The organism is Lacticaseibacillus baoqingensis (assembly GCF_003946165.1).
Classification (GTDB): domain Bacteria; phylum Bacillota; class Bacilli; order Lactobacillales; family Lactobacillaceae; genus Lacticaseibacillus; species Lacticaseibacillus baoqingensis.
In genome coordinates, this window is the sequence record NZ_RHOI01000011.1 from 14,212 (window position 1) to 36,618 (window position 22,407).

30 protein-coding genes, 1 tRNA gene and 1 riboswitch are annotated in these 22,407 nt (G+C 50.6%); of the genes, 23 read left to right on the forward strand and 8 right to left on the reverse strand.

Annotation, left to right across the window (positions count from 1 at the left end):
* Positions 1 to 81: 81 nt before the first annotated feature.
* From EKM91_RS06215 to EKM91_RS06225, 4 genes are all read left to right on the forward strand, one after another.
* Complete coding sequence (locus EKM91_RS06215; RefSeq protein ID WP_164508481.1) at positions 82 to 1,101, forward strand: WxLIP family cell surface protein; 1,020 nt, start codon at positions 82 to 84, stop codon at positions 1,099 to 1,101.
* A 20-nt stretch (positions 1,102 to 1,121) separates the two neighbouring features.
* Positions 1,122 to 1,445, forward strand: coding sequence for an LPXTG cell wall anchor domain-containing protein (locus tag EKM91_RS06220; protein WP_164508482.1), 324 nt, complete (start codon positions 1,122 to 1,124; stop codon positions 1,443 to 1,445).
* A 143-nt stretch (positions 1,446 to 1,588) separates the two neighbouring features.
* The gene (locus EKM91_RS13830; protein WP_164508483.1) at positions 1,589 to 1,720 is read left to right on the forward strand and encodes a putative metal homeostasis protein; all 132 of its coding nucleotides are present in this window, start codon (positions 1,589 to 1,591) and stop codon (positions 1,718 to 1,720) included.
* Between the two features lie 46 nt (positions 1,721 to 1,766).
* Positions 1,767 to 2,660, forward strand: coding sequence for a metal ABC transporter solute-binding protein, Zn/Mn family (locus EKM91_RS06225; protein WP_125751432.1), 894 nt, complete (start codon positions 1,767 to 1,769; stop codon positions 2,658 to 2,660).
* A 53-nt stretch (positions 2,661 to 2,713) separates the two neighbouring features.
* On the opposite strand, the gene EKM91_RS06230 is transcribed toward EKM91_RS06225, so the two are convergent.
* From EKM91_RS06230 to EKM91_RS06240, 3 genes are all read right to left on the reverse strand, one after another.
* Entirely contained in the window at positions 2,714 to 4,327 is a 1,614-nt protein-coding gene (locus tag EKM91_RS06230) for an FAD-dependent oxidoreductase (RefSeq protein ID WP_125751434.1), read from the reverse strand.
* Positions 4,328 to 4,562: 235 nt separating this feature from the next.
* A complete protein-coding gene (locus tag EKM91_RS06235; protein ID WP_125751437.1) occupies positions 4,563 to 5,291 on the reverse strand; it encodes a nitroreductase family protein in 729 nt (242 codons plus the stop codon).
* A 127-nt stretch (positions 5,292 to 5,418) separates the two neighbouring features.
* On the reverse strand, positions 5,419 to 6,003 hold the full coding sequence (locus EKM91_RS06240) for an NAD(P)H-dependent oxidoreductase (RefSeq protein WP_125751440.1): 585 nt from the start codon (positions 6,001 to 6,003) through the stop codon (positions 5,419 to 5,421).
* Between the two features lie 359 nt (positions 6,004 to 6,362).
* Here EKM91_RS06240 and EKM91_RS06245 point away from each other — a divergent pair, with 359 nt between their 5' ends.
* From EKM91_RS06245 to EKM91_RS06285, 9 genes are all read left to right on the forward strand, one after another.
* The gene (locus EKM91_RS06245) at positions 6,363 to 9,017 is read left to right on the forward strand and encodes a cation-translocating P-type ATPase (protein WP_125751442.1); all 2,655 of its coding nucleotides are present in this window, start codon (positions 6,363 to 6,365) and stop codon (positions 9,015 to 9,017) included.
* Positions 9,018 to 9,248: 231 nt separating this feature from the next.
* Positions 9,249 to 9,701, forward strand: a complete 453-nt coding sequence (locus tag EKM91_RS06250; protein ID WP_125751444.1) for a hypothetical protein — start codon at positions 9,249 to 9,251, stop codon at positions 9,699 to 9,701.
* Between the two features lie 97 nt (positions 9,702 to 9,798).
* On the forward strand, positions 9,799 to 9,999 hold the full coding sequence (locus tag EKM91_RS06255) for a hypothetical protein (protein WP_125751447.1): 201 nt from the start codon (positions 9,799 to 9,801) through the stop codon (positions 9,997 to 9,999).
* A gap of 64 nt (positions 10,000 to 10,063) precedes the next feature.
* A riboswitch (TPP riboswitch) is annotated at positions 10,064 to 10,159 on the forward strand.
* Positions 10,160 to 10,213: 54 nt separating this feature from the next.
* A complete protein-coding gene (locus EKM91_RS06260; protein ID WP_225419457.1) occupies positions 10,214 to 10,975 on the forward strand; it encodes a 3-oxoacyl-ACP reductase in 762 nt (253 codons plus the stop codon).
* A 161-nt stretch (positions 10,976 to 11,136) separates the two neighbouring features.
* Positions 11,137 to 11,568 carry a hypothetical protein gene (locus EKM91_RS06265; RefSeq protein WP_125751452.1) on the forward strand — a complete coding sequence of 144 codons (432 nt, stop codon included), beginning with the start codon at positions 11,137 to 11,139 and terminating at the stop codon, positions 11,566 to 11,568.
* A gap of 11 nt (positions 11,569 to 11,579) precedes the next feature.
* Entirely contained in the window at positions 11,580 to 12,575 is a 996-nt protein-coding gene (gene trpX / locus EKM91_RS06270) for a tryptophan ABC transporter substrate-binding protein (RefSeq protein WP_125751455.1), read from the forward strand.
* Positions 12,572 to 13,471, forward strand: a complete 900-nt coding sequence (locus EKM91_RS06275) for an ABC transporter permease (protein WP_125751458.1) — start codon at positions 12,572 to 12,574, stop codon at positions 13,469 to 13,471. Before trpX ends, EKM91_RS06275 begins: the two co-directional genes overlap by 4 nt.
* Positions 13,464 to 14,219 carry an ABC transporter ATP-binding protein gene (locus EKM91_RS06280; RefSeq protein ID WP_125751461.1) on the forward strand — a complete coding sequence of 252 codons (756 nt, stop codon included), beginning with the start codon at positions 13,464 to 13,466 and terminating at the stop codon, positions 14,217 to 14,219. The genes EKM91_RS06275 and EKM91_RS06280 overlap by 8 nt, the downstream gene beginning before the upstream one ends.
* A gap of 56 nt (positions 14,220 to 14,275) precedes the next feature.
* Positions 14,276 to 14,725, forward strand: coding sequence for a SprT family protein (locus EKM91_RS06285; RefSeq protein ID WP_125751464.1), 450 nt, complete (start codon positions 14,276 to 14,278; stop codon positions 14,723 to 14,725).
* On the opposite strand, the gene EKM91_RS06290 is transcribed toward EKM91_RS06285, so the two are convergent.
* Positions 14,696 to 15,193 carry a GNAT family N-acetyltransferase gene (locus EKM91_RS06290; RefSeq protein ID WP_125751467.1) on the reverse strand — a complete coding sequence of 166 codons (498 nt, stop codon included), beginning with the start codon at positions 15,191 to 15,193 and terminating at the stop codon, positions 14,696 to 14,698. The two genes, EKM91_RS06285 and EKM91_RS06290, sit on opposite strands and share 30 nt — an antisense overlap.
* A 91-nt stretch (positions 15,194 to 15,284) precedes the next feature.
* On the opposite strand from EKM91_RS06290, the gene EKM91_RS06295 reads away from it, so the two are divergent.
* Positions 15,285 to 15,370, forward strand: a tRNA-Leu gene (locus EKM91_RS06295).
* Positions 15,371 to 15,538: 168 nt separating this feature from the next.
* Here the strand turns inward: EKM91_RS06295 and EKM91_RS06300 are convergent.
* From EKM91_RS06300 to EKM91_RS06310, 3 genes are all read right to left on the reverse strand, one after another.
* Positions 15,539 to 16,723, reverse strand: a complete 1,185-nt coding sequence (locus tag EKM91_RS06300) for a tyrosine-type recombinase/integrase (RefSeq protein ID WP_125751470.1) — start codon at positions 16,721 to 16,723, stop codon at positions 15,539 to 15,541.
* A gap of 98 nt (positions 16,724 to 16,821) precedes the next feature.
* Complete coding sequence (locus tag EKM91_RS06305) at positions 16,822 to 17,532, reverse strand: DUF3862 domain-containing protein (protein WP_125751473.1); 711 nt, start codon at positions 17,530 to 17,532, stop codon at positions 16,822 to 16,824.
* 53 nt (positions 17,533 to 17,585) lie between these two features.
* Complete coding sequence (locus EKM91_RS06310) at positions 17,586 to 18,224, reverse strand: LexA family protein (protein WP_125751476.1); 639 nt, start codon at positions 18,222 to 18,224, stop codon at positions 17,586 to 17,588.
* Between the two features lie 99 nt (positions 18,225 to 18,323).
* Between EKM91_RS06310 and EKM91_RS06315 the strand changes: the two genes are divergently transcribed.
* From EKM91_RS06315 to EKM91_RS13835, 3 genes are read left to right on the forward strand one after another with little or no spacing between them, the layout of a single operon-like run.
* Positions 18,324 to 18,584: a helix-turn-helix transcriptional regulator gene (locus tag EKM91_RS06315; protein WP_125751479.1), complete on the forward strand. Its 261-nt coding sequence runs from the start codon at positions 18,324 to 18,326 to the stop codon at positions 18,582 to 18,584.
* Positions 18,581 to 19,315: an antA/AntB antirepressor family protein gene (locus EKM91_RS06320; RefSeq protein WP_125751482.1), complete on the forward strand. Its 735-nt coding sequence runs from the start codon at positions 18,581 to 18,583 to the stop codon at positions 19,313 to 19,315. Before EKM91_RS06315 ends, EKM91_RS06320 begins: the two co-directional genes overlap by 4 nt.
* Positions 19,312 to 19,479 carry a hypothetical protein gene (locus tag EKM91_RS13835; protein WP_164508484.1) on the forward strand — a complete coding sequence of 56 codons (168 nt, stop codon included), beginning with the start codon at positions 19,312 to 19,314 and terminating at the stop codon, positions 19,477 to 19,479. Before EKM91_RS06320 ends, EKM91_RS13835 begins: the two co-directional genes overlap by 4 nt.
* Here EKM91_RS13835 and EKM91_RS06325 read toward each other — a convergent pair.
* Positions 19,476 to 19,718, reverse strand: coding sequence for a hypothetical protein (locus EKM91_RS06325; protein WP_125751485.1), 243 nt, complete (start codon positions 19,716 to 19,718; stop codon positions 19,476 to 19,478). The genes EKM91_RS13835 and EKM91_RS06325 overlap by 4 nt on opposite strands.
* Positions 19,719 to 19,780: 62 nt before the next feature.
* Between EKM91_RS06325 and EKM91_RS06330 the strand changes: the two genes are divergently transcribed.
* From EKM91_RS06330 to EKM91_RS06355, 6 genes are all read left to right on the forward strand, one after another.
* The gene (locus EKM91_RS06330) at positions 19,781 to 19,969 is read left to right on the forward strand and encodes a hypothetical protein (protein WP_125751488.1); all 189 of its coding nucleotides are present in this window, start codon (positions 19,781 to 19,783) and stop codon (positions 19,967 to 19,969) included.
* 68 nt (positions 19,970 to 20,037) lie between these two features.
* A complete protein-coding gene (locus tag EKM91_RS06335) occupies positions 20,038 to 20,529 on the forward strand; it encodes a helix-turn-helix domain-containing protein (protein ID WP_125751491.1) in 492 nt (163 codons plus the stop codon).
* A complete protein-coding gene (locus EKM91_RS06340; RefSeq protein WP_125751493.1) occupies positions 20,530 to 20,841 on the forward strand; it encodes a hypothetical protein in 312 nt (103 codons plus the stop codon). It abuts the gene before it with no gap.
* Positions 20,838 to 21,104, forward strand: a complete 267-nt coding sequence (locus EKM91_RS06345) for a hypothetical protein (protein ID WP_125751496.1) — start codon at positions 20,838 to 20,840, stop codon at positions 21,102 to 21,104. Before EKM91_RS06340 ends, EKM91_RS06345 begins: the two co-directional genes overlap by 4 nt.
* The gene (locus EKM91_RS06350; RefSeq protein WP_125751499.1) at positions 21,101 to 21,421 is read left to right on the forward strand and encodes a hypothetical protein; all 321 of its coding nucleotides are present in this window, start codon (positions 21,101 to 21,103) and stop codon (positions 21,419 to 21,421) included. The genes EKM91_RS06345 and EKM91_RS06350 overlap by 4 nt, the downstream gene beginning before the upstream one ends.
* Positions 21,421 to 22,407 (forward strand): DUF1351 domain-containing protein, encoded by a 987-nt coding sequence (locus EKM91_RS06355; RefSeq protein ID WP_125751502.1) that lies wholly within the window; start codon positions 21,421 to 21,423, stop codon positions 22,405 to 22,407. Before EKM91_RS06350 ends, EKM91_RS06355 begins: the two co-directional genes overlap by 1 nt.

Sequence of the window (22,407 nt, forward strand, 5' to 3'; positions counted from 1 at the left end):
CTCTGGCAAGGGAAAAAACAGCGATCGCAGGGCTCACCTGTGATCGCTGTTTTGGTCTAGAAAGGACAAGTAATGAAGCAAATGAAAACGTGGCTGGCGGCGTTGATCGCCGTGGTCGGGTTAGGGCTAGTACAAGGGCATTTGGTGCATGCGGCCAACACCGGTGCGCAATATACGGTCAGCCCGGTGATCCCAGAAAACCACCGGACCGGCGTTTCCAGTTATTTTGATCTGGTGGTCAAACCTGGCACCACGCAGCCTTTGACGCTTGCTGTCACCAATCAAACCAGCAGTCCGCGACATTTGCGCTTGTCTTTGACCACAGCTTATACCCAAAGCAATGGGATGATCGCTTATAAGCCCAACGGCCCCAAAGATCCTTCAGCCCAATATCGGCTAACTGATCTAGGCCAGCCGACGCAAACCGTGGACTTAGCTGGTGGGCAGACTAAGCAAGTGACGGTGAACTTAAAGATCCCAGCTCAAGGGTTCAAGGGGGTCTTATTAGGCAGCTTATATTTAGTTGACACACAAAAAACGAATGGCGATACTAGTGGTGGCGTCAAGTTCAAGAATCAATTTGCCACGGTAGTTGGGGTGCAGCTGCAAACCAGCGATACAGCCATGGATCAAGTCAAAAAGGAGCTGCAGTTGACGGGTGTCAGTGCCGGTATCCAAAACGGCAAACCCGGCGTGATCGCCACGGTGCAAAACCCCACGCCGACTTTTTGGGGCAAGATGCGCCTGCAAGCTAAAGTTACCAAGCGCAATAGCTCGGCAGTGGTGATGAAGCGGACAGTCAATGGGTTTACTGTGGCGCCAAATTCGCATTTTGATTATGGTATCTTGCAAAATAAAGCGTTAGATCCTGGTGATTACAGCTTGGATCTATTGATTACTGGACCGCATGGACGCTGGCATTTCAAGCGCAACTTCTCGATTTTAGCCGCTGAAGCCGACAAGATCAACCGCACGGTGCACATGAAGCGGGCGTTTAGTTTACCATGGTGGGCATGGTTATTGATCGGGATCGCCAGTGTGGGCTTATTGTGGTTGATCGTGACCTTGATCCGCCGGCACCAGCAACACAAAACCGCGTAATTTTTTCAGGGGGTAAGCCGATGCACTATGAAAAAATATTACTAGGATTCGGGCTTTTAGGGGCATTGTGGTTTGGTGCGCAGCCAACACCAGTCGCCGCCAGTGAAGCTGGCGGTACCACGATCGCCGAGTTCAATGTTTCTGGCAGCCACACAGCAACCACCTCGCACCCGGCGCTGCCAAACAAGTATCAGCCCATTGATCAGCTGCCAGGCACCGCGATCGTGAGCCATCAGCCGGCCTTGCCGCTGACTAGCGAGCACACCACCTGGTGGTGGCCATTGGCTGGGTTAAGCTTGGTCATTGGGTCTGCATGGCTAATGCCAAAAGCGCAGCGGCACTGAAACCTTGTCTTTTAGACTGTTGATGCGATCAAAAAAGCGCCTCTTAAAGGGGCGCTTTTTTGGTGCGTGTTGACACGCTTCGGCGGATAGGTTAGACTATTGATCGTTGCTATTCGTAACGATTACGATTAAGGAGGACGCTCATGATCAAATCAGACCTGGCCACAGCTTATCGCCAGTTGCGCAGCCCCAACATTAAGACCCGTAAACATGCGTTGCGCGTGCTGCACGATGCCAAGCGCCGACAGCAGCCAATGCAACTAGCCAAGCGTTAGACAATCAGCGCACGGCAAGCGGTGCGCAAACATATAGGAGGAACCGATGCATTTTCGACACATATTGATCAGTGGTATCAGCGCCTTGGCATTGGCGCTGGTGTTTAGTGGAAACCAGCAGGTGGCTGCCGCAGATAAACCAGAATTGCAAGTGGTTGCGAGCGTTGATTTTTATGGAGAAGCGGCCCAAGCGGTATTAGGCCAGTATGGTCACGTTCAGACGATCATCGATCAGCCGAACATTGATCCGCATGATTATACGCCGACCACCAAAGTCGGCAAGCAAGTGGCCCATGCAGACGTCGTGATCTATAACGGCGCGGGGTATGATACTTGGATGACGAAATTACTGAAGAATAAGTCGAAGCAAACGCAAAAAGTTGCAGTCGCCAAGCTGGTCGGGGTCAAGGCTGGCCAAAATGAGCATGTCTGGTACAAACCGCAGACGATGCCTAAGCTGGCCAACACCTTGGCGAAACGCTTTGGCCAACTTGACGCGGCTCATCAAAGCCAATATCGCCAAAATGCCAAAGCGTATATTGCCTCGCTAAAGCCATTGCTGAAGGTGATCAAACAAGTCAAAGCACAAGCCGATCATCAGTCAGTGGCCGTATCTGAGCCAGTTTTTGACCATGCGCTGCGGCATTTGGGCTATCGGGTCAGCAATGCCCATTTTGCCCGGGCCATCGAAGCCGGAAGCGATCCCAGCCCGGCAGACGTGCGGCAGCTTGACGCGGCGATCAAGCACCGCAAGTTGGTGTTTTTCGTCCAAAATACGCAAGTCCACAGTCCGATCGTCACTGAGATCGTGAAGCGTTGCCGCCAAGCCAAGGTGCCAGTGTTAGCAGTTACTGAAACGATGCCAAAGGGGCAAGATTATCGGCAGTGGATGATGACGCAATACCAGGCACTAGCCAAGATCCAAGCCGCCAAGCGATAAGAATAAGCGCAAGATCAGCCGCGTGCATCCGGGTGATCCTGCGCTTATTTTTGTTATGCGGTGACGATTTTGACTGGCCAGCCATTGCCGGCAAGGATTCGCGTGGCGTTGTACGGTCCCAAGCCTTTGCGTTCAATGATGTAAATCGGCTGTCCTTGAGGCAATTCCGATAGGCGCTGGCGTAATTGGCTCAGCGGGATGTTGCCATCAGCGGGGATATTGCCCACTGCTGGCCGCCCGGGTTCGCGAATATCCAAGAAATACCCGTGCTCGCGCTGGTCGGCGCTCAAGTCGTGATAGGAGACGGTATTGGCCAGTTGGGTCATGCGATTGATCGCTACATACCCGGCAACATTGAGAATGTCGCGTGAAGAGGAATAAGGCGGCGAATAAGGAAATTCCAAGTCAGGCAAGTCGTTGACGGTCATGCCGGCGACAACGGCGACGGCAAATTCACCAGAGCGTTTATCGACGCCTTCATAGCCGATGAATTGGCCGCCAAGCAGTTTCCCAGACCCTTTTTCAAAAATGATCTTCAGATTCAACCGCCGCGCGTTCGGGTAGAAGAAGGCATGATCAAATGGGGTGATCATCACGGTATCATAGTTGGTGATCCCAGCTTGTTTCAAGGTGGTTTCGGTATAGCCAACATTGCTGGTGGTGAGCTCAAAAACCTGCGCCACTGCCACACCGATGAAACCCGGGTAGGTCAGGTCTTCGCCGTTGATGATATCTGCCAATAAATGCCCTTGGCGATTGGCAGCAGAAGATAAGACGCTGGGAATACGGCGGTGGGTGATGCGACTGGTGGTTTCGATAATATCGCCGATGGCGTAGACATTGGGCAGTTCAGTTTGTAGGTGGTCATCGACGGGAATGTGGCCGTCATTTGCCAAGGTGATGCCGGCATTTTGCGCCAAGGTGTTGTTTGGCGCGACACCGGTGACGACGATCAACAGATCCGTACTCAGTGTGGTGTCATCGCTGAGACGCAATGTATGCCCGCCATCGGCCACAGCATCAACGGTCGTCTTCAACCGCAAGTCGACGCCGTGTTTGGTGAGCTCTGCTTCCAAAAAGGCGGCCATTTCTGGATCATATGGCGCCATGACATGCGCCGCTTGATCGATCAAAGTTACTGTCCAGCCGCGGTGGCGGAAGTTTTCTGCTAATTCCACCCCAGCCGCGCCGGCACCGAGTAAGGCAACCGATCGCGGGTCGTGGGCATCCATATACGCCTTGATCCGGTCGGCGTCGCCCATGCTGCGAATGGTGAAGGCCGCTTCGGCCTCAGCCAATCCTGGGATCGGTGGTAATACGGGACTGGCACCGGTGGCCAAAATCAGTTTGTCGTAACTTTCAGTGTAATTGCGATCATTGCTCAAGTCATGGACATGGACGGTTTGCGTTGCGGCATCGATCGCTGTGACTTCAGAGCGAATGCGCACATCGAGGTTATTTTTTTGTTTTAAGATTTCAGGGGTGCGCTCGATGAGAGAATCGCGGTCAGTAATCACGCCGCCTAAGTAATAGGGCAAAGCGCAGCTGGCGTAGGAAATGTGTTCACCGCGTTCGAACATGATGATCTCTGCTTGTTCATTCAGCCGGCGTAACCGCGTGGCAAAAGATGGCCCAGCCGCGACGCCGCCAATCACAACAACTTTCATAAAGGAACCTCCTCATGTGTGGTAAGCGCTTTATCTTAGCCCCATTGTAACGGTTAACGATCACAGCCGCAAATGGTGGGCTTACCGTGAGGCTTTCAAGCAATCAAAGCAACGCTCCCAGAATTTCAATGGGAGGAGGGAGGGCAGTCAGCAGGGAGCGCCCAAAATGCCGCTTGACGACTAACAAATACCCCCAAAAGGTCCGTCTCGATCACGGCCTTTTTGGGGGTATTGGTTATGCTTGAGGCAAGTTGAAGCCTTGAGCTTTCAAGATCGCACCGATTTCATCGCGGTGATGTTGGTCAGCAGTGAGGTGTTGCTGCACTAAGCTGGTGAACGACTCTTGACGTGCGCCGCTTGCGCGATTGGCATAATAGTCGCTGACGGCTTGGTCGTAGTGGGCCATAGCCTCGGCGTCAAAGGCGGGATAAGTATTTTCGCTAACCACCAAAGCCTGTGGCAGACGCGGTTTGCGTTGGGGATCTTCAGCCGGTACGCCCACGATCAAGCCTAACAGCGGGAACGTGTAGCGCGGCAGGTGCAATAAATCGATCATTTGCTGCGGATCGTTTAAAATGCTGCCAAGCATCACCCCGCCAAGGCCAGAGCGCTCAGCACAAGCCAGCACATTTTGGGCAGCTAAAGTCGCGTCGAAGGCCCCGGCTAAAAAAGCATTCCAATTGGTGTAATTGTGGCAATCACTGGCCGGATCAGTTAAGTGGATATCGCGACTGGTATCGATGACAAAAATGAACAACTCGCCATTAGGCTGCGCTAATACTGCGCTCCCGGAGATCTTAGCGATTTTGGCGCGCAAAGTCGGTGCCGTGATCCGGATCATGGTAAACGACTGTAGAAATTCACTAGAAGACGTAGCTTGGGCAACTGCTTCTAGTGCTTGGTAGTCAACGGCGATCGGTTTGAAGCGGCGAATACTGCGGTGGTGCAAGGCGACGGATTCCATAGGTGTTCACACTCCAATTGTAAATTGAGTTTAGTCTAGCACCAGGATTTTGCGGAAACAACCCGAGTCAGGCAACGTTTTGCCCAGTGTTTGAGCACCACGGGCGGTCCCAAGCAGATGACAAGTATTATTGGCCCTGTTGGTAAAGCTGTGGCAGCGCCGCTAAGAATTGCTGACGTGCGGTGTCAGTCACGCTGCCGGTACGCCCAAAATGGAGCCACTGGCAGTTGCCTGGCGCGATTCCAATATCGGCGAATGTCCCATTGATCAAGGTGGTTTGGATCGGGTCGCCTGGGCGCGCTTGAAGCTCAGCTTTAGTTTCACCGGCGGTCGTGATCACTGAGGCTTTGGTGATCGTCGGCAACAAACCGCGCCAGTTTGGATCTTCAGCAAACGCGAATCCTGGCAAAAGCACTTTATCAAAAAAGCCTTTGAGCATTGCCGGCATTTGATGCCACCAAATTGGAAAAATCAACAGCAGCTCATCCGATGCGGCGAGCAAAGTTTGATACCGTTCCACCAGCGGATCAAGCGCTTGCCCTTGGGCATAGGTTTGCAGTTCTGCTGGGGTCAGCCGCGGATCGAAGTGATCTTGATACAAGTCGATTACAGCAAACGGTTGAGCAGTGGCGGTAAAGTGATCACACAACCGGGTCAAGATGGCATGGTTGAAACTGTGAGGATCAGGATGGGTGTAGATGATCGTTTTCATGACAAACCTCCAGTGGCGATTAAGTTTAGTTTAGAAGAGCGATCGCCAAGAAACAAGTAGCTGATCGTGTTAAGTCGTAAAACGGCAGCGTTTCGTCAATATAGTCGCGAGGCCGGTGCGCCCAACCAATATCTGCAGACAAATCAGTTGCGCCCTTTGTTGAGATAAGATACAATGAATATGTCACATAAGGGAGTAACTAGCGGTTTTTGACCGCGGCAACGTCACCAACAAGTTGATATGCTGGTGTTGCCTTAAATAGTGAGACTTATGAACTGCGCCCGCAGTCCGTAAGTCTCTTTTTTTAACCCGACCAAAAGCTGTTTTGGCGCACGCACTCAATCACAGGAGGAGATTATATGACCGATCACCCAGCGTATTCGCAGACCAAAGAAGAGATCTTGGCAAGTACCAAGACTGATCTTGATGTCGGCTTAAGCACGCAAGAAGCGCAAGCGCGCTTAGCACAAAATGGCCCCAATGCCTTGGCTAAAGGCGAAAAGAAGACGGTATTGCAACGCTTCTTGGACCAGTTCAAAGATTTTATGATCATTGTCTTATTAGTGGCCGCATTGATCGCCGGTTTTGTGGTCCATGAATGGGCTGACGCCGGGATCATTTTAGCCGTGGTGATCCTTAACGCGATTTTCGGCGTGTTCCAAGAAAGCAAAGCTGAAGAAGCGATCGATGCTTTGGCCGAAATGGCCACGCCAGACGCCCATGTTCGCCGCGGCGGACAAGTGGTGACGATCCCGAGTTCTGAGCTGGTCGTGGGTGACGTGGTTTTAGTTGAAGCTGGGGACGTGGTGCCCGCGGATATGCGTTTGATCGAAAGTGCGAATCTGAAGATCGAAGAGTCCGCGTTGACTGGGGAATCTGTCCCGGTGGAAAAAGACGTGGCGACGCTGACAGGGGATAAAGTCGGCATCGGTGATCGCACCAACATGGGCTTTATGAACAGCAACATCACTTATGGCCGCGGGGTCGGCGTAGTGGTGGCCACCGGGATGAATACCGAAGTCGGCCGGATCGCCGGGATGATCAATGCCGCTGAAGAAACCACCACCCCGCTGCAAGAAAACTTGAGCCAGCTAGGGAAGAGTTTGACGATCATGATCTTAGTGATCGCTGCGATCGTGTTCGGGGTCGGATTGTGGCGCGGTGCCGCCAGCTTACCGGAGATGTTTTTGACCGCGATTTCCTTGGCCGTAGCGGCGATTCCAGAAGGTTTGCCGGCGATCGTGACGATCATTTTGGCGTTAGGTACGCAAAAAATGGCCAAGCGCAATGCCTTGGTCCGCAAACTGCCGGCAGTTGAAACCCTTGGTTCGACTGAGATCATCGCATCAGATAAAACGGGGACGTTGACGCAAAATAAAATGACCGTCGAAAAAGTTTATTATGATGGCCAATTGCATGATGCCATCGACGGCATTCAAGGCGAAAACCCACTGCTGGAAATCATGACGTTCGCCAATGATACTCAGATCCAAGAAGACGGCACGATGTTAGGCGATCCGACAGAAACTGCGTTAGTCGCTTATGGTCAAACGCGCGATTTTGATTTGAAAGCCGCTTTGGCAGCTAAGCCGCGGGTGTCAGAAGTGCCATTTGACTCCGAACGCAAACTCATGACCACGATTCATCAATTGGCGGATGGCCGCTTCTTCGTGGCGACTAAAGGCGCGCCTGACCAACTCCTGAAGCGCGTGACGCAAATCGCTGAAGGCGCGCATGTGCGGGCATTTACCGACGCGGACCGCGAGGCGATCTTGACCACCAATAAGCAACTCGCTAAGCAAGCCTTGCGTTTGCTTGGGATGGCGTATCAGATCATCGATGCTTTACCAGCCACCGTTGATTCTGATACGGTCGAACACGACTTGATTTTTGCCGGTTTGGTGGGGATGATCGATCCAGAGCGGCCAGAAGCTGCGGATGCGGTTGCGGCTGCCAAAGACGCAGGGATCCGACCGATGATGATCACTGGGGACCATCAAGATACCGCTGAAGCGATCGCCGGACGCCTAGGGATCATTACCCCTGGTGACGATGACGCCGTGATCACCGGTGCGCAGCTGGATGCTCAGTCTGATGAAGAATTTGATCGGAATGTGGAAAAATACAGTGTTTATGCGCGAGTGGCACCGGAACACAAGGTCCGGATCGTCAATGCCTGGCAAAAACGCGGTAAAGTCGTCGCAATGACTGGTGACGGGGTCAACGATGCCCCAGCATTGAAAGCTGCCGATATTGGTATCGGGATGGGGATCACCGGGACAGAAGTGTCTAAAGGGGCCTCTGATATGGTGCTGGCAGATGATAACTTTTCGACGATCGTCAAAGCGGTCGAAGAAGGCCGGAAAGTATTTTCAAATATTCAAAAGAGTATCCAATACCTGCTTTCGGCTAACTTAGGGGAAGTTTTGACGTTGTTCATGATGACCATGCTGGGCTGGGACATCCTCGCTCCAGTGCATATCTTATGGATCAACTTAGTCACAGATACCTTCCCGGCGATCGCTTTAGGGGTAGAACCAACAGAGCCTGGCATCATGAAGCAAAAGCCGCGCGGCCGCAAGTCTAACTTCTTTTCTGGCGGGGTTGGCCAAGCGGTAATCTGGCAAGGGATCTTAGAAGGCGTCTTGACGTTAGGGGTGTACTTCATCGGGATCACTTGGCCGATCCACACCACGCAAGCGGCGATCCATGCTGATGCGTTGACCATGGCATATGCGACTTTGGGCTTGATCCAATTGTTCCATGCTTTCAACGTGAAGTCTGTGCACCAAAGCTTGTTTACCGTTGGCTTGTTCCGTAATCGTGCTTTCAACTGGGCGATCTTAGCTAGTTTCTTATTGCTGGCAGTCACGATCTTAGTGCCTGGATTCAACGGCTTGTTCCATGTGACCAGCCTTGACTGGCATCAATGGGCCGCAGTGCTTGGCGCTGGGGTGGCGATCATTGTGATCGTCGAAGTGGTCAAGTTTATCCAACGGCGAATTCACCGTTAAGCTTTGAAAGCCTCCTTGATCGGGGGCTTTTTTGGTGGGGAAAATTTACTGAGCACTTTTCGTGACAGCTGGCAGCGCATCCACTAAGATAATGATAAGGCACGACGCGTCATGGCAACGCGCGACGCGCCACTGGCAGACGGTGTTCCCCTAAGAACAACCGCGTCATAGTGTTCGCTTCAATGCCTCTGGTGACGACCAGAGGCTTTTTATCGGGTTAGGAGGCTGATGATGACCAAATACACAGCAACGATAGACGTTGGCCGATATCATTTTGTCGAAGGCTTACAGATCACGCCAGGCGCGTTGGCAGCGACTCGGGCAGGCTCGGTGTGGCTGGGGGCACAATTGGTGATGTACGCGGTGGATTGGGCCCAGACGATCGAGGCGACGCGCGGTCAGTACGCGCATGGCGGACGTGGCAGGCAGCAGGCCGTGTTTCCGGCAGCGGCGTATTTCATGGCGCATCCTGGCGTCGATGCGATCACGGCTATTCGCGGATTAGATGTCAAAACGGCGACCCCGCACTGGTTTGTTATCAGCGGTCACTATGCAAAACCGCTTGAGGCAATGATGGATGATGTGTGGGCGCAAGCATTGGCCGCAGATGCCGATGTGGCCACGATCGATCCAGCCGAGGTGACAGCTGATCTTACGCGACCGACGCAGCCGGAAGCGAAATGAGCCGCGTCAAAAAAAGTTCAGCATTCACTCGTCAAGTGCGGTATATTAGCCTTGGTAAAAGCTGACAAGACACGACCGATCGGAAAGCGTGAAGCAGATGAGTTATCCGGAAATTCTACAGTATTTGCGGTATGCGCTTTGGCGCCACCACATTGCAGACGATCAAGGTGAAGCCATTATCAGTTCCATTGCAGGGTTAATGCGGCGTTACACGCCGTTGGAAATTTTAGCAGAATATGAGCGCGAACGTTATCTGCCGGTCGTTGAGGATCGCGAGGCGAGCAAAGCGATGCCGTAGTTGATCCGAATACCAGCAGAATGTTTGTGACATTGAGTGGTAAGGACTAGAATAAACATAATTGAATACGACTTAGGGGTGCCATTTGGCTGAGACGGGAAACCGGACCCTTGAACCTGATAACGTTAAACCGTGCGTAGGAAAAGTCGTGTTTTAGCAGCATCTAAACGGTTTGTTTAGGTGCTTTTTTTGTTACTTGGGGCAAGAAAGCAGGGTGGATGAATTGACAAGAACAGTATTAGTCACCGGCAGCAGTCGCGGATTAGGGGCTGAAATCGCCCGCCAATTTGGCGCGCAAGGCGATCAAGTGATCGTGAACTATTTTCAACATAGCGACGCTGCCAACTCGGTGGTCCAAACCATCGGTGCTGATCATGCGCTGGCATTGCAAGCAGATGTCCGCGATCGCGCGCAAGTGGATGCCATGGTGGCCGCTTGTAAGCAGCGGTTTGGCACCATTGACGTTTTGGTCAACAACGCCTTAGTGGGGTTCAAATTTGACCCGACAGTGCAAAAGCAGTTTGCTGAGTTGACTTGGGACGATTATCAAGGCCAACTGACTGGGACCTTACAAGGCGCTTTCAACGTCACGCAAAGCGTCTTGCCGCTAATGCAAGCCCAACACGCTGGGCGCGTGATCAACATTGGCACGAACTTATTCCAAAACCCAGTGGTCGCCTATCACGAATACACCACCGCCAAAGCAGCCTTACTGGGATTTTCGCGAAACCTGGCCGTTGAGTTAGGGGCCGATGGGATCACCGTCAATATGGTGTCTGGCGGCCTGCTGGAAACGACTGACGCCAGTGCCGTCACGACGCCGGAAGTCTTTGCAATGATCGCGGCGAACACCCCAATGGGCAAGGTGACTACGCCCAAAGACGTTGCTGGGATGGTGACGTTTTTGGGCTCCGCGCAAGCAGGCGGCATCACCGGACAAAATATCACGGTCGATGGCGGGTTAACGATGAATTGATACCGCCGCATTATTTTAGGCAACCGCCGCATCATTGGGCGGTTGCTTTTTTTTGTGGGTAACCAGCAATGACCGGAAAGGTAAAGTGCTTTTGGCTTAAGTTGATTGGTCAGCAGGGGCTGGCGTTTTTTGGTAAACTAGTGGCATACGGAGGAATGATGATGAATAAAAACCAACAAAAACTGGCGTACTATGCGCAATTGATCAACCAGATCGTGACCGAAACTGAAGCGGAACAAGATCAAATGAGTCCTAAGTTCGAGGAATTAAAAGCCGCAGAAGCAGCCAAGACGATCCAAGATTTTGACGCGCAAGCTTATCAGGCGACTAAGACTTTATTCACTAACGGCACGACTCATTATCAACAGATGCTGGCACAGCTGGAGGCGGCGCAAGCGCCTGCACGCTTGTTGGGCAATCATAAGCTATTGACCAGTGCGTTTCGCGACTTTACTCAAGGCTGCGTTGAAATGGTCGCAAGCTTGCATGACGCGCCGGCAGAATTTGATCAAGCGGCATTTGACGCAGCTGAAGCCAAGCAAGATGCGGCGACAACCAAGTTGATGAAGCACATCGCAAAAATCACAGCCTGAGGTAATTCAAAATGAAACGTATGCTGGCATTGATCGCCGTTTTAGTGGCGTTTTTGGCCGTGGCGTTTTTTGCAACGGCCAAGCCGACCAATCAACAAGCCAAGACGCCAACCGTTGGGATCTTGCAGTTAACGACCCATCCGGCCTTAGATGCGATCCACCAAGGGATCATCAAAGGGATGAAGGATAAAGGCTACACCGTTGGCAAAAATGTTAAAGTCGACTTTCAAAACGCAGAAGGCGACCAAAGCAACTTAAAAACGATGTCGGAACGCTTCGCAGATGAAAATGCGGCGGTGATGGTCGGCATCGCAACACCAGCGGCCCAAGCTTTAGCCGATGTGACCACCAAGACCCCGATCATTTTAGGGGCGATCACCGATCCTAAAGGAGCCAAGCTGGTCAAGGATAATCAACGTCCTGGTGGCAATATTACCGGGGTTTCTGATCAAGCGCCGATCAAAGCCCAACTGGCTTTGATCCATCAGTTGATGCCCCAAGCTAAGACCTTGGGTGTGATCTCCACTTCCAGTGATGACTCGGCTCAAACCCAGGCAAAAATGGTTGGCGAACTGGCGCCGCAAGCTGGTTTTGCCGTCAAGCCATTCACGATCAGCTCGACGAATGACTTGAATCAAGTAGCCGGGCAAATGGTGACGCAAGTGGATGCGATCTTCGTGCCGACAGACAATACGATCGCCAGCGCCATGCAGACGCTGGTTCAAGTCGCCAACACGAAGAATATCCCGATTTTTCCAACCGTTGATACCATGGTTAAACAAGGCGGGGTGGCGACTATTGGCTTAGATCAGTTCGAATTAGGCGTCCAAACCGGCAAAATGGTCGCCAATGTCTTAAGCGGTCGCTCAAAACCGGCAACCACGCCGATCCATTTTGAAAAAACCGGTAAATTGATCATCAATGTCAAGCAAGCGCAAAAACTGGGGATCACGATCCCGGCAAGCTTGTTACAAAAGGCCCAAAAAACCGGGGAGGTGTTCCAATGAGTTTAGGGGTTTCGGCAATTGGCCAAGGGTTGTTATACGGTTTGGTCGGCGTGGGGTTATTTTTGACCTTTCGGATCTTAGACTTTCCGGATATGACGGTTGAAGGGACATTCCCGTTTGGGGCAGCCGTTGCCGTTGCGGCAATCACTCATGGCATCCATCCGCTGATCGCAACGTTGTTGGCCATGCTTGCAGGGATGTTGTCTGGGCTGGTTACAGGCTTATTGACCACCAAAGGGCACATCCCAGTGTTGTTAGCCGGGATCTTGGTGATGACTGGCTTGTTTTCGATCAATTTGCGCGTGATGGGACGGGCGAATTTGAGTTTGCTCAACCAACCGAACTTATTTAATGCGCATTGGCTAAAAGCACTCCCGCCATATTTTGATTCCGTAGTGATTGGCGGGATCGTCGCACTGATCGTAGTCGCGTGTGTGATCGTCTTTTTGAATACTCAAATCGGTCAAGGTTTCATCGCCGCTGGGGATAATCCGACCATGGCACGCAGCTTGGGCATCGATCCAGATCGGCAGATGCTGTTGGGGTTAGTGGTCGGCAATGGCTTGATCGGCTTGGCTGGGGGCTTATTGGCGCAAAATAATGGCTATGCTGATGTCAACATGGGCATTGGGGTCATCGTGATCGGCTTGGCAGCGATCATCATTGGTGAAGTGGTATTTGGTGAATTGACCTTGAGCCAACGACTCGTCGCCGTGGTGTTAGGCAGTATCTTGTATCGCTTCGTCTTGTTGATCGTCTTGAAATTAGGCTTTAATGCTAACGATTTGAAAGTGATCTCCTCGGTGGTGTTAGCCCTAGCGATCATGATCCCGCAAATCGACCATCGCTTGCGCATTCGCAAGACGTTACGAAACGGGGTGACCTTAGATGACTGACCAATTGACCCTGGAACACGTTGCCGTCAATGTTGCCGTGGAAACGCATGTTAAGCCGCTGCTGCAAGCGATCGATCTGCGCTTGGCACCCGGCGATTATGTTTGTGTGTTAGGCACCAATGGCGCCGGCAAGTCCACGTTATTCAACGCCATTACTGGCGATATTCCGTTGGCGGCAGGCAAGATCACCTTAGCTGGCCAGGAGATCTCACATGAAAAACCGGAAAAACGCGCCCGTTTGATCGCGCGCGTTTTCCAAGATCCTAAAATGGGCACCGCACCGCGGATGACGGTCGCCGAAAACTTAGCCTTAGCGTCACGCCGCGGACAACGCTTGACGCTGGCATCGCGTCAATTGCGCCAACAATTGCCGGCGTTTGCCCAACTAGCGGCGCAAACCGGCAACGGCTTGGAAAAAGCGTTGGACAAGCCGACTGAACAGCTTTCTGGCGGCCAGCGCCAAGCGCTCAGTTTGTTAATGGCGACTTTAAAACGGCCAGAGTTATTGTTGCTGGATGAACATACTGCAGCATTAGATCCAAAAACAAGCGAGGCGATCATGGCGGTGACCGATAAATTAGTCACGCAAGAGCAGCTGACTTGCATGATGATCACCCATCATCTGGAAGATGCCTTGAAATATGGCAATCGGCTGATCATTTTATCCGCCGGCAAGATCGTGGCGGATTATGATACCAAAGCGAGGCAACAATTGACCGCTGCTGATCTTTTGACATACTTTGGCTGAGGCGGTTTGGTCAAGGCGGGCCGCGCGGTGCGCGGCCTATTTGCATGGAGGCAGGCATGACTGATCAAGAATTACAGCAAATGGTTGAAGCCATTTCTTTGGCGGCATTCCACCGGCCATTTGCCCATCAAGCGACATTTAATGCGCGGCTAAAAACCACTGGCGGGCGGTTTCACCTACAAACGCAGACCCTGGATTTTAATCCTCGTTTGTTTGCCGCAGTGTCGCCAGCACAGCAAGCCGGGGTGATCAAACATGAGTTGTGTCACTATCATCTTTATCGGCAACATCGCGGGTATCAGCATCGCGATGCTGATTTCAAGCAATTATTGGCCGCTGTTGGTGGGTCACGTTATGCCCCGGCGCTGCCGCAATTGGCTAAATATTGCTACCAATGCCAAGCTTGTGGTCACCAATATTTGCGCCAACGGCGGATGAACGTGCGCCGGTATGCCTGTGGCCGTTGTGGCGGTAAATTACGGTTGCTGGCGAACCGGCCGCGTTAGGGTGAGCTGTTGCGGCAAGAATCCGGCTTGTTGATAAAATTGCTGAGCTTGGGTGTTGGCGGCCAGCACATTGAGCTGAACGAATTCACAAGCATGCGCTTTAGCCCAATCGTCTACTGCCGTCAGCAACGCTTGAGCGCGTCCTTGATGGCGATAAGCTGGTTGGACGTATAAGTCGACACACAAAGCAAAACGATGGAAGACCGCTTCTAATTCCACTCCCGTCGTCGCTGCTAGCACTAAGGCAAAGCCGACGATGCGGGATTGATCAGTGGTGATGAAGATGTCGCTTTGCGGATCGATGAGATAATCGTAAAAGTCTGCGGCATTATCTTGATGTAACGGTTGGATCACAGTTGGCGCCAGCGCGGACATTTCACCCGTCAACTGGCGGTATAAGGCGGCGATTTCAGGTGCTTGATTAGGTGTTGCAGGCTGGATCAACATTTGGCCACTTCCTTTTGTCATATATAAGCTAATTGTAGCAGTAAAATTAAGAAAAGCGATTGACTTTGATTCCTGATGCCTGTATAGTATTTCTTGTGCTTGATTGAGATATGCGGGTATGGCGGAATTGGTAGACGCGCAAGATTAAGGATCTTGTGGGCGTTTTAGCCCGTGGAAGTTCGAGTCTTCTTACCCGCAGCGGTTTATCAGGATTTACAATTGAAACCACTTGGTTAAAATGTGACTAATGTCGCATTTGCCAAGTGGTTTCTTTTTGCGTTTTCTATCTGGTACAATCCTGTTCAATCCAAAATACGGTACAACGGCGGTACAAGAAAAAATGTACCGCCGTTTATAATCATATTCTCATTTATCCGGTGTGAGCGGGTCTTGCAGGCTCTTTATCAAGGCGAGCGCGCCTTCTTTAGTAGGGCGCGTGTAGCTTGCTGTCATCTTGATGTCGCTATGGCCAAGCCAGTGCATGACTGTGGATTCAGCTGCCCCATTCTGCATCGCCTGGGTAGCGAAATAGTGACGGAACATGTGGGGGCGTGCGGTGATCCCAGTTTTTAGACTGATCACCTTAAAAATCTGTTCGTTGATGTATGAAATGTATTGTGGCGTGCCCTTGTCGGTCAAATATAGAAACGTTTCGGGGTTGGGGATACGGGCGTTGTCGGTGCATCGTTTTTTGCATTCCTCAATGGCATCGTCAATCAGTGATACGAGGGTGGGGGTGACGGCGTAGTTCGTGCGATAGGCTGCATCACTCTTTAACGCGCCGCCCGTGCGATCGCCGGCGGTTCTGGCCTTGTAGTAGTTGATTTCATAGTATGGTTGATCGTTTGGCCCAATCTCGCGGGTGAACGATTTAAGCTGTAGTCCGAGCACTTCTTCACGTCGAGAGCCAAGAGTTAGCAACATGACCATGCAAAAATCGTATCGCGATAGGTCTTGCTCAGCAGTTGTCATCCATGTTTTGAAATCGTCGTGGGTGATATTTACATCACGCGGTGCTGTGCCGCCTTTTATCGACGCGGCCTTGAGGCGGTTCTTATCGACGATGTCTAAGTGCTCAGCATCGTTCATGATCTGTTGCATAAGCGAGTTGGCAGACTTGATCGTGTTATGTGAGTAACCATCGATCACCAGCTTATTGATAAACGCTTGATAGTCCGAACGCGATATGTCGATCAAACGCCGGTCGCCAAACGCATCTTTTAAGCGCAAATTGTATAGATATGTTTTGCCCTTGGCCGTTGATTCACGCCAGCGTCCCGTTTCAAGGCAACGTTTCTTCATTGATTCGAATTGCTTAGTAAGCGTGACGGCACGATGAGTAATCGGGCCAAGATGCCCGCCGGCGAGAGTAGACTCAAAATCTTTTAAGGCGCGATCGGCGTCATGCCAATTGGTAAAACCGCTGGGGTGGAATTCGTCGCGCTTACCGTCCGCGTTTTTAAATCCACGCCGTACCCCGTAGCGTTTTCCTTTTTGTGTATCGTAGCTAAAAAGTCCCACATGGCGGGGAACTGGGGTCCATTTTCTCATGTTGATTGTCCTTTCTTGTGTAGTTTTTAGATAAAAGTACACAAACGTATGTTCTTTTCGACTGTGAAATAAAAGCCCCGAAACGGGGCTTCATCAACTTATTTCATATTTGATTGAGTTTTTCCGGTGAGCGCACTATTGTCGAATGTTACGTTGAAGTTTGCGCCAAGATCGCCCTTAACACCAGATGTATAGCCAGCGACGATCGTGGTTGTGCCGCCGATTAGAGTCTCATCGTAGTAGTCTGGCTGCCCATATTTGGCGGTGAAGTCGGCATATTTCATACCGTTTTGCCAGCTATTAAAAGCGGCCAGGTCGATTTTCTGTTTGCGTGAAAGTTTGAACCCAGTCAGATTCTTCGCAAAAGCTTTCCCATCTGTAAACGAGACAATGACGCTGGCTCCGAAACCGCCATCAACATTAGTCCAAGTGACAAGATCAGTTTTAACTCCGTTTGTGGTACTGCTTGAGGTAGAAGATGGGTTACCAAACTTGGCCTTTAAATCATCTAATTTGGCACCACCATTGCCGTTTTGCATCAAATCACCCAGAGTAATGCTGTCAAAGTCTGCACGAGTAATCTTGCCGCTGTCCTTTTTTGATGTACTTGAAGATGATTTATCCGTCTTGCTAACTGAGGTTTTTTCCGTGGATTCGCTGCTTGATTTGCCCTTATTGTTGAGGCCACCGCCAATCGCTGCTACCACAATAATAACTAATATCCAGAACCAAACCCGCTTATAAAATGGCTTCTTCACTTTGACAGTGTAAGTTTTACCGTCTTCGCCCGTAATCTTTTTCTTTGCCATGGTAATTCCCCCTAAACCCCAAGCTTTTAACGTCGATCCGGACTGGACGTACATTAGATATTTTCGCTAGTGTCGTAAATATATTTCCCCAAAATCTTAAAGTCCTGCTCACCGATTTTTGGGAAGATGTAAGGCTTGAAACTATCGTCCCAGCTTTCAGGCTCAAACATGACCGCTATCGACGTTTCTTTGTATCGTTTTACCGTTGCATCTTCGTGGTCGATCATGACCGCTACGATGTCACCGGATTCCGGCTGAATGCCCTTGCAGAAGACAGCCGTGTGCCCGTTGATGATTTTGCGGTTCATGCTTTCACCACGAACCTTGAGAGCGAACAAGTTGTCGTAGCCATATCGCTCGACGACGTCCTTTTTGACGTCAAGCTGGCCAATTACGTTCTGCTCGGCCAGCGTCACCACACCTGCCTGAATCTCGCCGTAAACGGGAATCTGGACGGTTTCAGTGGCTGTGACCGGCACGGCGTTAGGTGGCAGGTCGTCAAGGCCTAATAAGAAATCGGTTGTCACGCCAAATAACGCGGCTAGTTTAATAGTGTCCTCGCTACTAACGGCTCGCTTACCATTTTCCCACATAGTTACTGTGCTTTGACTAACGGACATCTTATCCGAGAGCATGGCTTGAGTCCACGAGCGCTTTTTTCTAAGCTCGGCAATGCGCTTGCCAATTGTCATGTGCGTCGCCTCCAATATCATTGTAAATATTACTAAGGGTGGGAGCAAATTATTTTAAGTATTATTGCTAAAAGTGTTGCATATTACTTAGAGTGTGTTATGATTAATACATCAAGTAAAGAGGTGATGATGTTGAGCTTAAAAGATGTACGCGAAAAGCGTGGATATACTCAACCCGAACTTGCTGAAAAGGTTGGCGTATCGCAATCCCTTATCTCTCAAATGGAACAGGGGAAGAAGAACGGGTCGGTTTCAACGAATATGAAGCTGGCGACGTTTCTCGGTGTAAGCGTTGAGGCTATTTTGCACGCCTCTGAATTTACACAGAGTAATAATCAAGAACAGGAGGCAACCAAATGAATGAGCTAATCAAGGTAGTCGAGAATGGGCAACACCAGCAAGTGGTATCAGCACGTGAACTTCATGCAGGTCTTGAAGTCAAAACTCGATTCAGTCTTTGGACTAAGCAGAACTTTGGCGGATTCAGTGAAGGCACTGATTTTACAAGCGTAGTTACGACTACGGTTGTTAACAACGGTGGTAAACGTGAGCTTCAAGATTATGCCATCACAATTGATATGGCGAAGAACTTGGCACTCATGAGCAAGACACCACGAGGTGCGATGTATCGAGCGTATCTGATCGAGGTGGAGAACAAGTGGAATGATCCGGCAGAGGTGATCCGCCGTGGCTATGCGCTGTTACTCGATGAGAACAAGCAACTCAAGGTAGAGAACGCCAAGATGGCGCCAAAAGTTGAATATTTCGATAAGCAGATGCACAACCCCGGCCTGATGACCACCACGGTGATCGCCAAGCGTTTTGGTAAGTCGGCAATCTGGTTAAACCGGTGGCTTTCATCTAATGGCCTGATTTATCGGCAAGGTAACAACTGGGTAGTTCGTCAAAAGTTTGCAGCTGAAGGTTATGCAGGTTACGAGAACTGGTCAGACGCTGATAACAGTCATGTCGTTCCACTACTCAAGTGGACACAGAAGGGCCAGAAATTCATCTACGACTGCCTGATTAAGGAAGGCGTCCAGCCAGTGATGGTCACGATGCGACTGGAAGGTAAGGAGGCAACCAAATGACGATTGATCAAATTACAAAGATTGCTGAAGCGCTTGGCGGCCTGACGCAATCCGAATGGGCGGAAGTACAACGAATTATTGAGCATCTCTACCACCCTGTGAAAAAGGCACTGACCTCCGAAGAAATCAGCGCCTCGCTCATTAAAGCTAAACGGTGGCTTTAGTATTCCACCACTTGCAATTGACTGGGGCTAACGCGATATTCGCGACCGTCATATGCAATGTGCACGAACGGATAATCATCAAGCCTATCTGGTAGTGAAACCGAGCGAATGGAATCTAGCTGTCCACCCTCTTTGACCCACGTCACTGGGTCGGTTTGAGAGTTCATGGACACTATAGATTCTTGTGGAATCTCAGTCCAGCCCTGCGGAGCAAGGTTGGCATATAAATGAACTGACACTACAATCACCTCCTTTCCGAGGTGATTATCTCATATTTCAAAGGACAGGGAGGTGATCAAAAATGACTGACGAACTAAAACGCGAGCAGGTGGACTCATGGTCAAAGCGTAAACAACTCGACTTCATCATCGAATGGAGCGGGCGCAGTGCTCAAGCCGTCAACGCTATGTCTGTGTTGATGGACGCCGAAACCGTCGTTGATTGGGTGATGGATGTGGCAGAAGACTTTCAAGGATCACTTGCTGATTAAATTGTACCGCCTGAATTTTGGGATGTTCTTGTAATCTGTACACGCCTCAATGAGAGGGGGTGAACAAAATGGCAGAAGTAAACATTAAGGTCGCAATGAAGCAAGCAATTGCACGAAGCGGTCGGCAAAACAAAGAACTTGCCAGGGCAATTGGGATATCACCGCAAGGCTTATCGAACTACGTTAACGACCCCAACCGCGACGTTCCTGTTGATCTGGTTGGCCGATTAGCTCGTGAACTTGGCGACTTGCAATTTAAATATGAAGTCGGAGACTGGTGGCTCGACTTAGGTCTAGCAATTACCGGCACTACTGTAATACCCATACCGATTGCGCTCAAGGAAGATATGGACGATGAGCAAGACGACCGTGAACAGCTCGACCGTCAAGCGAAACGTGTATTGCGAAAGCTTCCTGAAGCGTGGTCGAAAGACGATTTTGATTTCATCATCAGATACCGCAAAGAATTCAACGAAGAAATCTCATCCGAGCATCTAATGCTTGACGCATTGGACGATTGGATCAAGCGCGCAGAAATCGCATTACAGGAGGTGAATTAAATGGACTTTCACGCTGATTTAGGCGATAGCAATGCCTTTACTCAACTACTGGCAAAAGCATTGATGACATTCATCAAGCCGCTATTGCCGAAGCTGATTGAGGCCGCAATTGATGACTATTTGCCCCAAAAGGCACTCACAGCGGAACAGCTCAAGAAAGTATTGAACATCAAGAGCGACCGGCGGCTTCACGAGATTATTGACCGCCCAGACTTTCCGAAGATCCCATGTGGGTCACAATATCGCTACTGGCCGCGAGCGGTTGACCAGTATCTCACTACACACAATCTAGGAATGGAGATGTCAGCATGATTGGAATTGGACAACTTACCGCAGGCTTTTGCGGAATCGTGATCGGCGGCTGGGCTTTCGTAAGCCGTAAGTCGATCGGTCAAAAGATGGACCACTTCATCGTGTCCCGTCCAAAACTAGCTGAGTGGCTTGGCGGTTGGGACGAGGACGCAAAAAAAGCCCCAGCGGGCGCAACCGCAGGGACTGAAAATCTTATCAACAATAATATTTACCCATCCATTGTATCAAATCGGATGGGAATCCGAAAGGTGGAAACGAAATGATGGACATGTTTACTCCGATTTTATCCAAGCAAGAGGGCCCAATCGCATACGACTGGCACAATGGCGAGGTTTACCCCGGTGATGATATTTACACGCTAGCCGATGGAACAATCGTCCCAGCCGACACCGACGAGATGAAAGCTTATCTCAAGTATCGCATCCGCAAATTCGGCATGAAGAAGTGGGTTCGCGATGATCTCGGCGAGGGAGATGTAACTGATTTTATTATCTCATTGCTTGATCAGCCGCTATCGCTCGAAGAAGTGTTTGAAAGTTACTATGATGCCAGTCGTTCAAACGCCGGGGAGGACTTCTAATGACAAATGATCTCATGGTACCGGAAGACCTCACCTACAAGGTTGATTACGTGCCCGCCAAGATTGATTTTCTCTATTTTGATGAAATGAAGTCAAACGTGCTAGGCTACACCGATCGCTTTAAAAATATTGTCGTATCACCAGAAACAGTTGACGACGCCAAAAAGGTCAAGGCCAACCTCAATAAACTTAAGAAGCAAGTAGATGAGCGACGTAAAGAAATTCACCGCGGTTATGAAGCACCTTATAAGGACTTCGAGGTCAAGGTCAAGGAAATCACGAGCATCATTGATGCCGCCATCGTTCCGATTGATGGCGCCGTGAAGGAATTGGATGCAATCGAGCAATCCAAGCGTGAATCACTGCTGATTACGTATATTACTGACCTGGCACCGAATTATGGTCTTAATATTGACGACTATGAAATTAAGCCATCTTGGAGCAACAAGAGCATGTGGACGAAGTCTAACAAGCCAAATGCCCAGCTTATGCGTGAAATTGGTCAAATGGGTCTAGACATCAACACTCATAGGGAACGGATCGCCAGCGATAAGTCGGCAGTTGAAGCCTACGCGACGGCTAATGGCCTTGATGCTTCCGGTTGGGTCGCCCAAATTGATCAAGGCGCGACGTTCGCTCAATTACGTGGTCGTATCGACGATGAGCTTATGCGTCGCAAAAAAGAAGCTGATGCCGCTAAAAAGCGCGCTGAGGCACAGGCGGCAATTGATGCCATGCACCAACAGCAAACGGCGCAGGGAACGGTTGACATTGATACTGGTGAGTTAACCGCACCAGTTGCGCCACAACCTGCACCACAAGTAGAACAGCAAACCATTCAGCAAGCTACTGCACAACCCACAGACAGCCACGTCTATCGGCAAGCGTTTTGGGTTGAAGGCACTAAGGAACAACTTTGGTGGCTTGCCAATCAGATGAATGCGAACGGCATCAAATATCAAGGCATTAAGAAAGGGGAATACTGA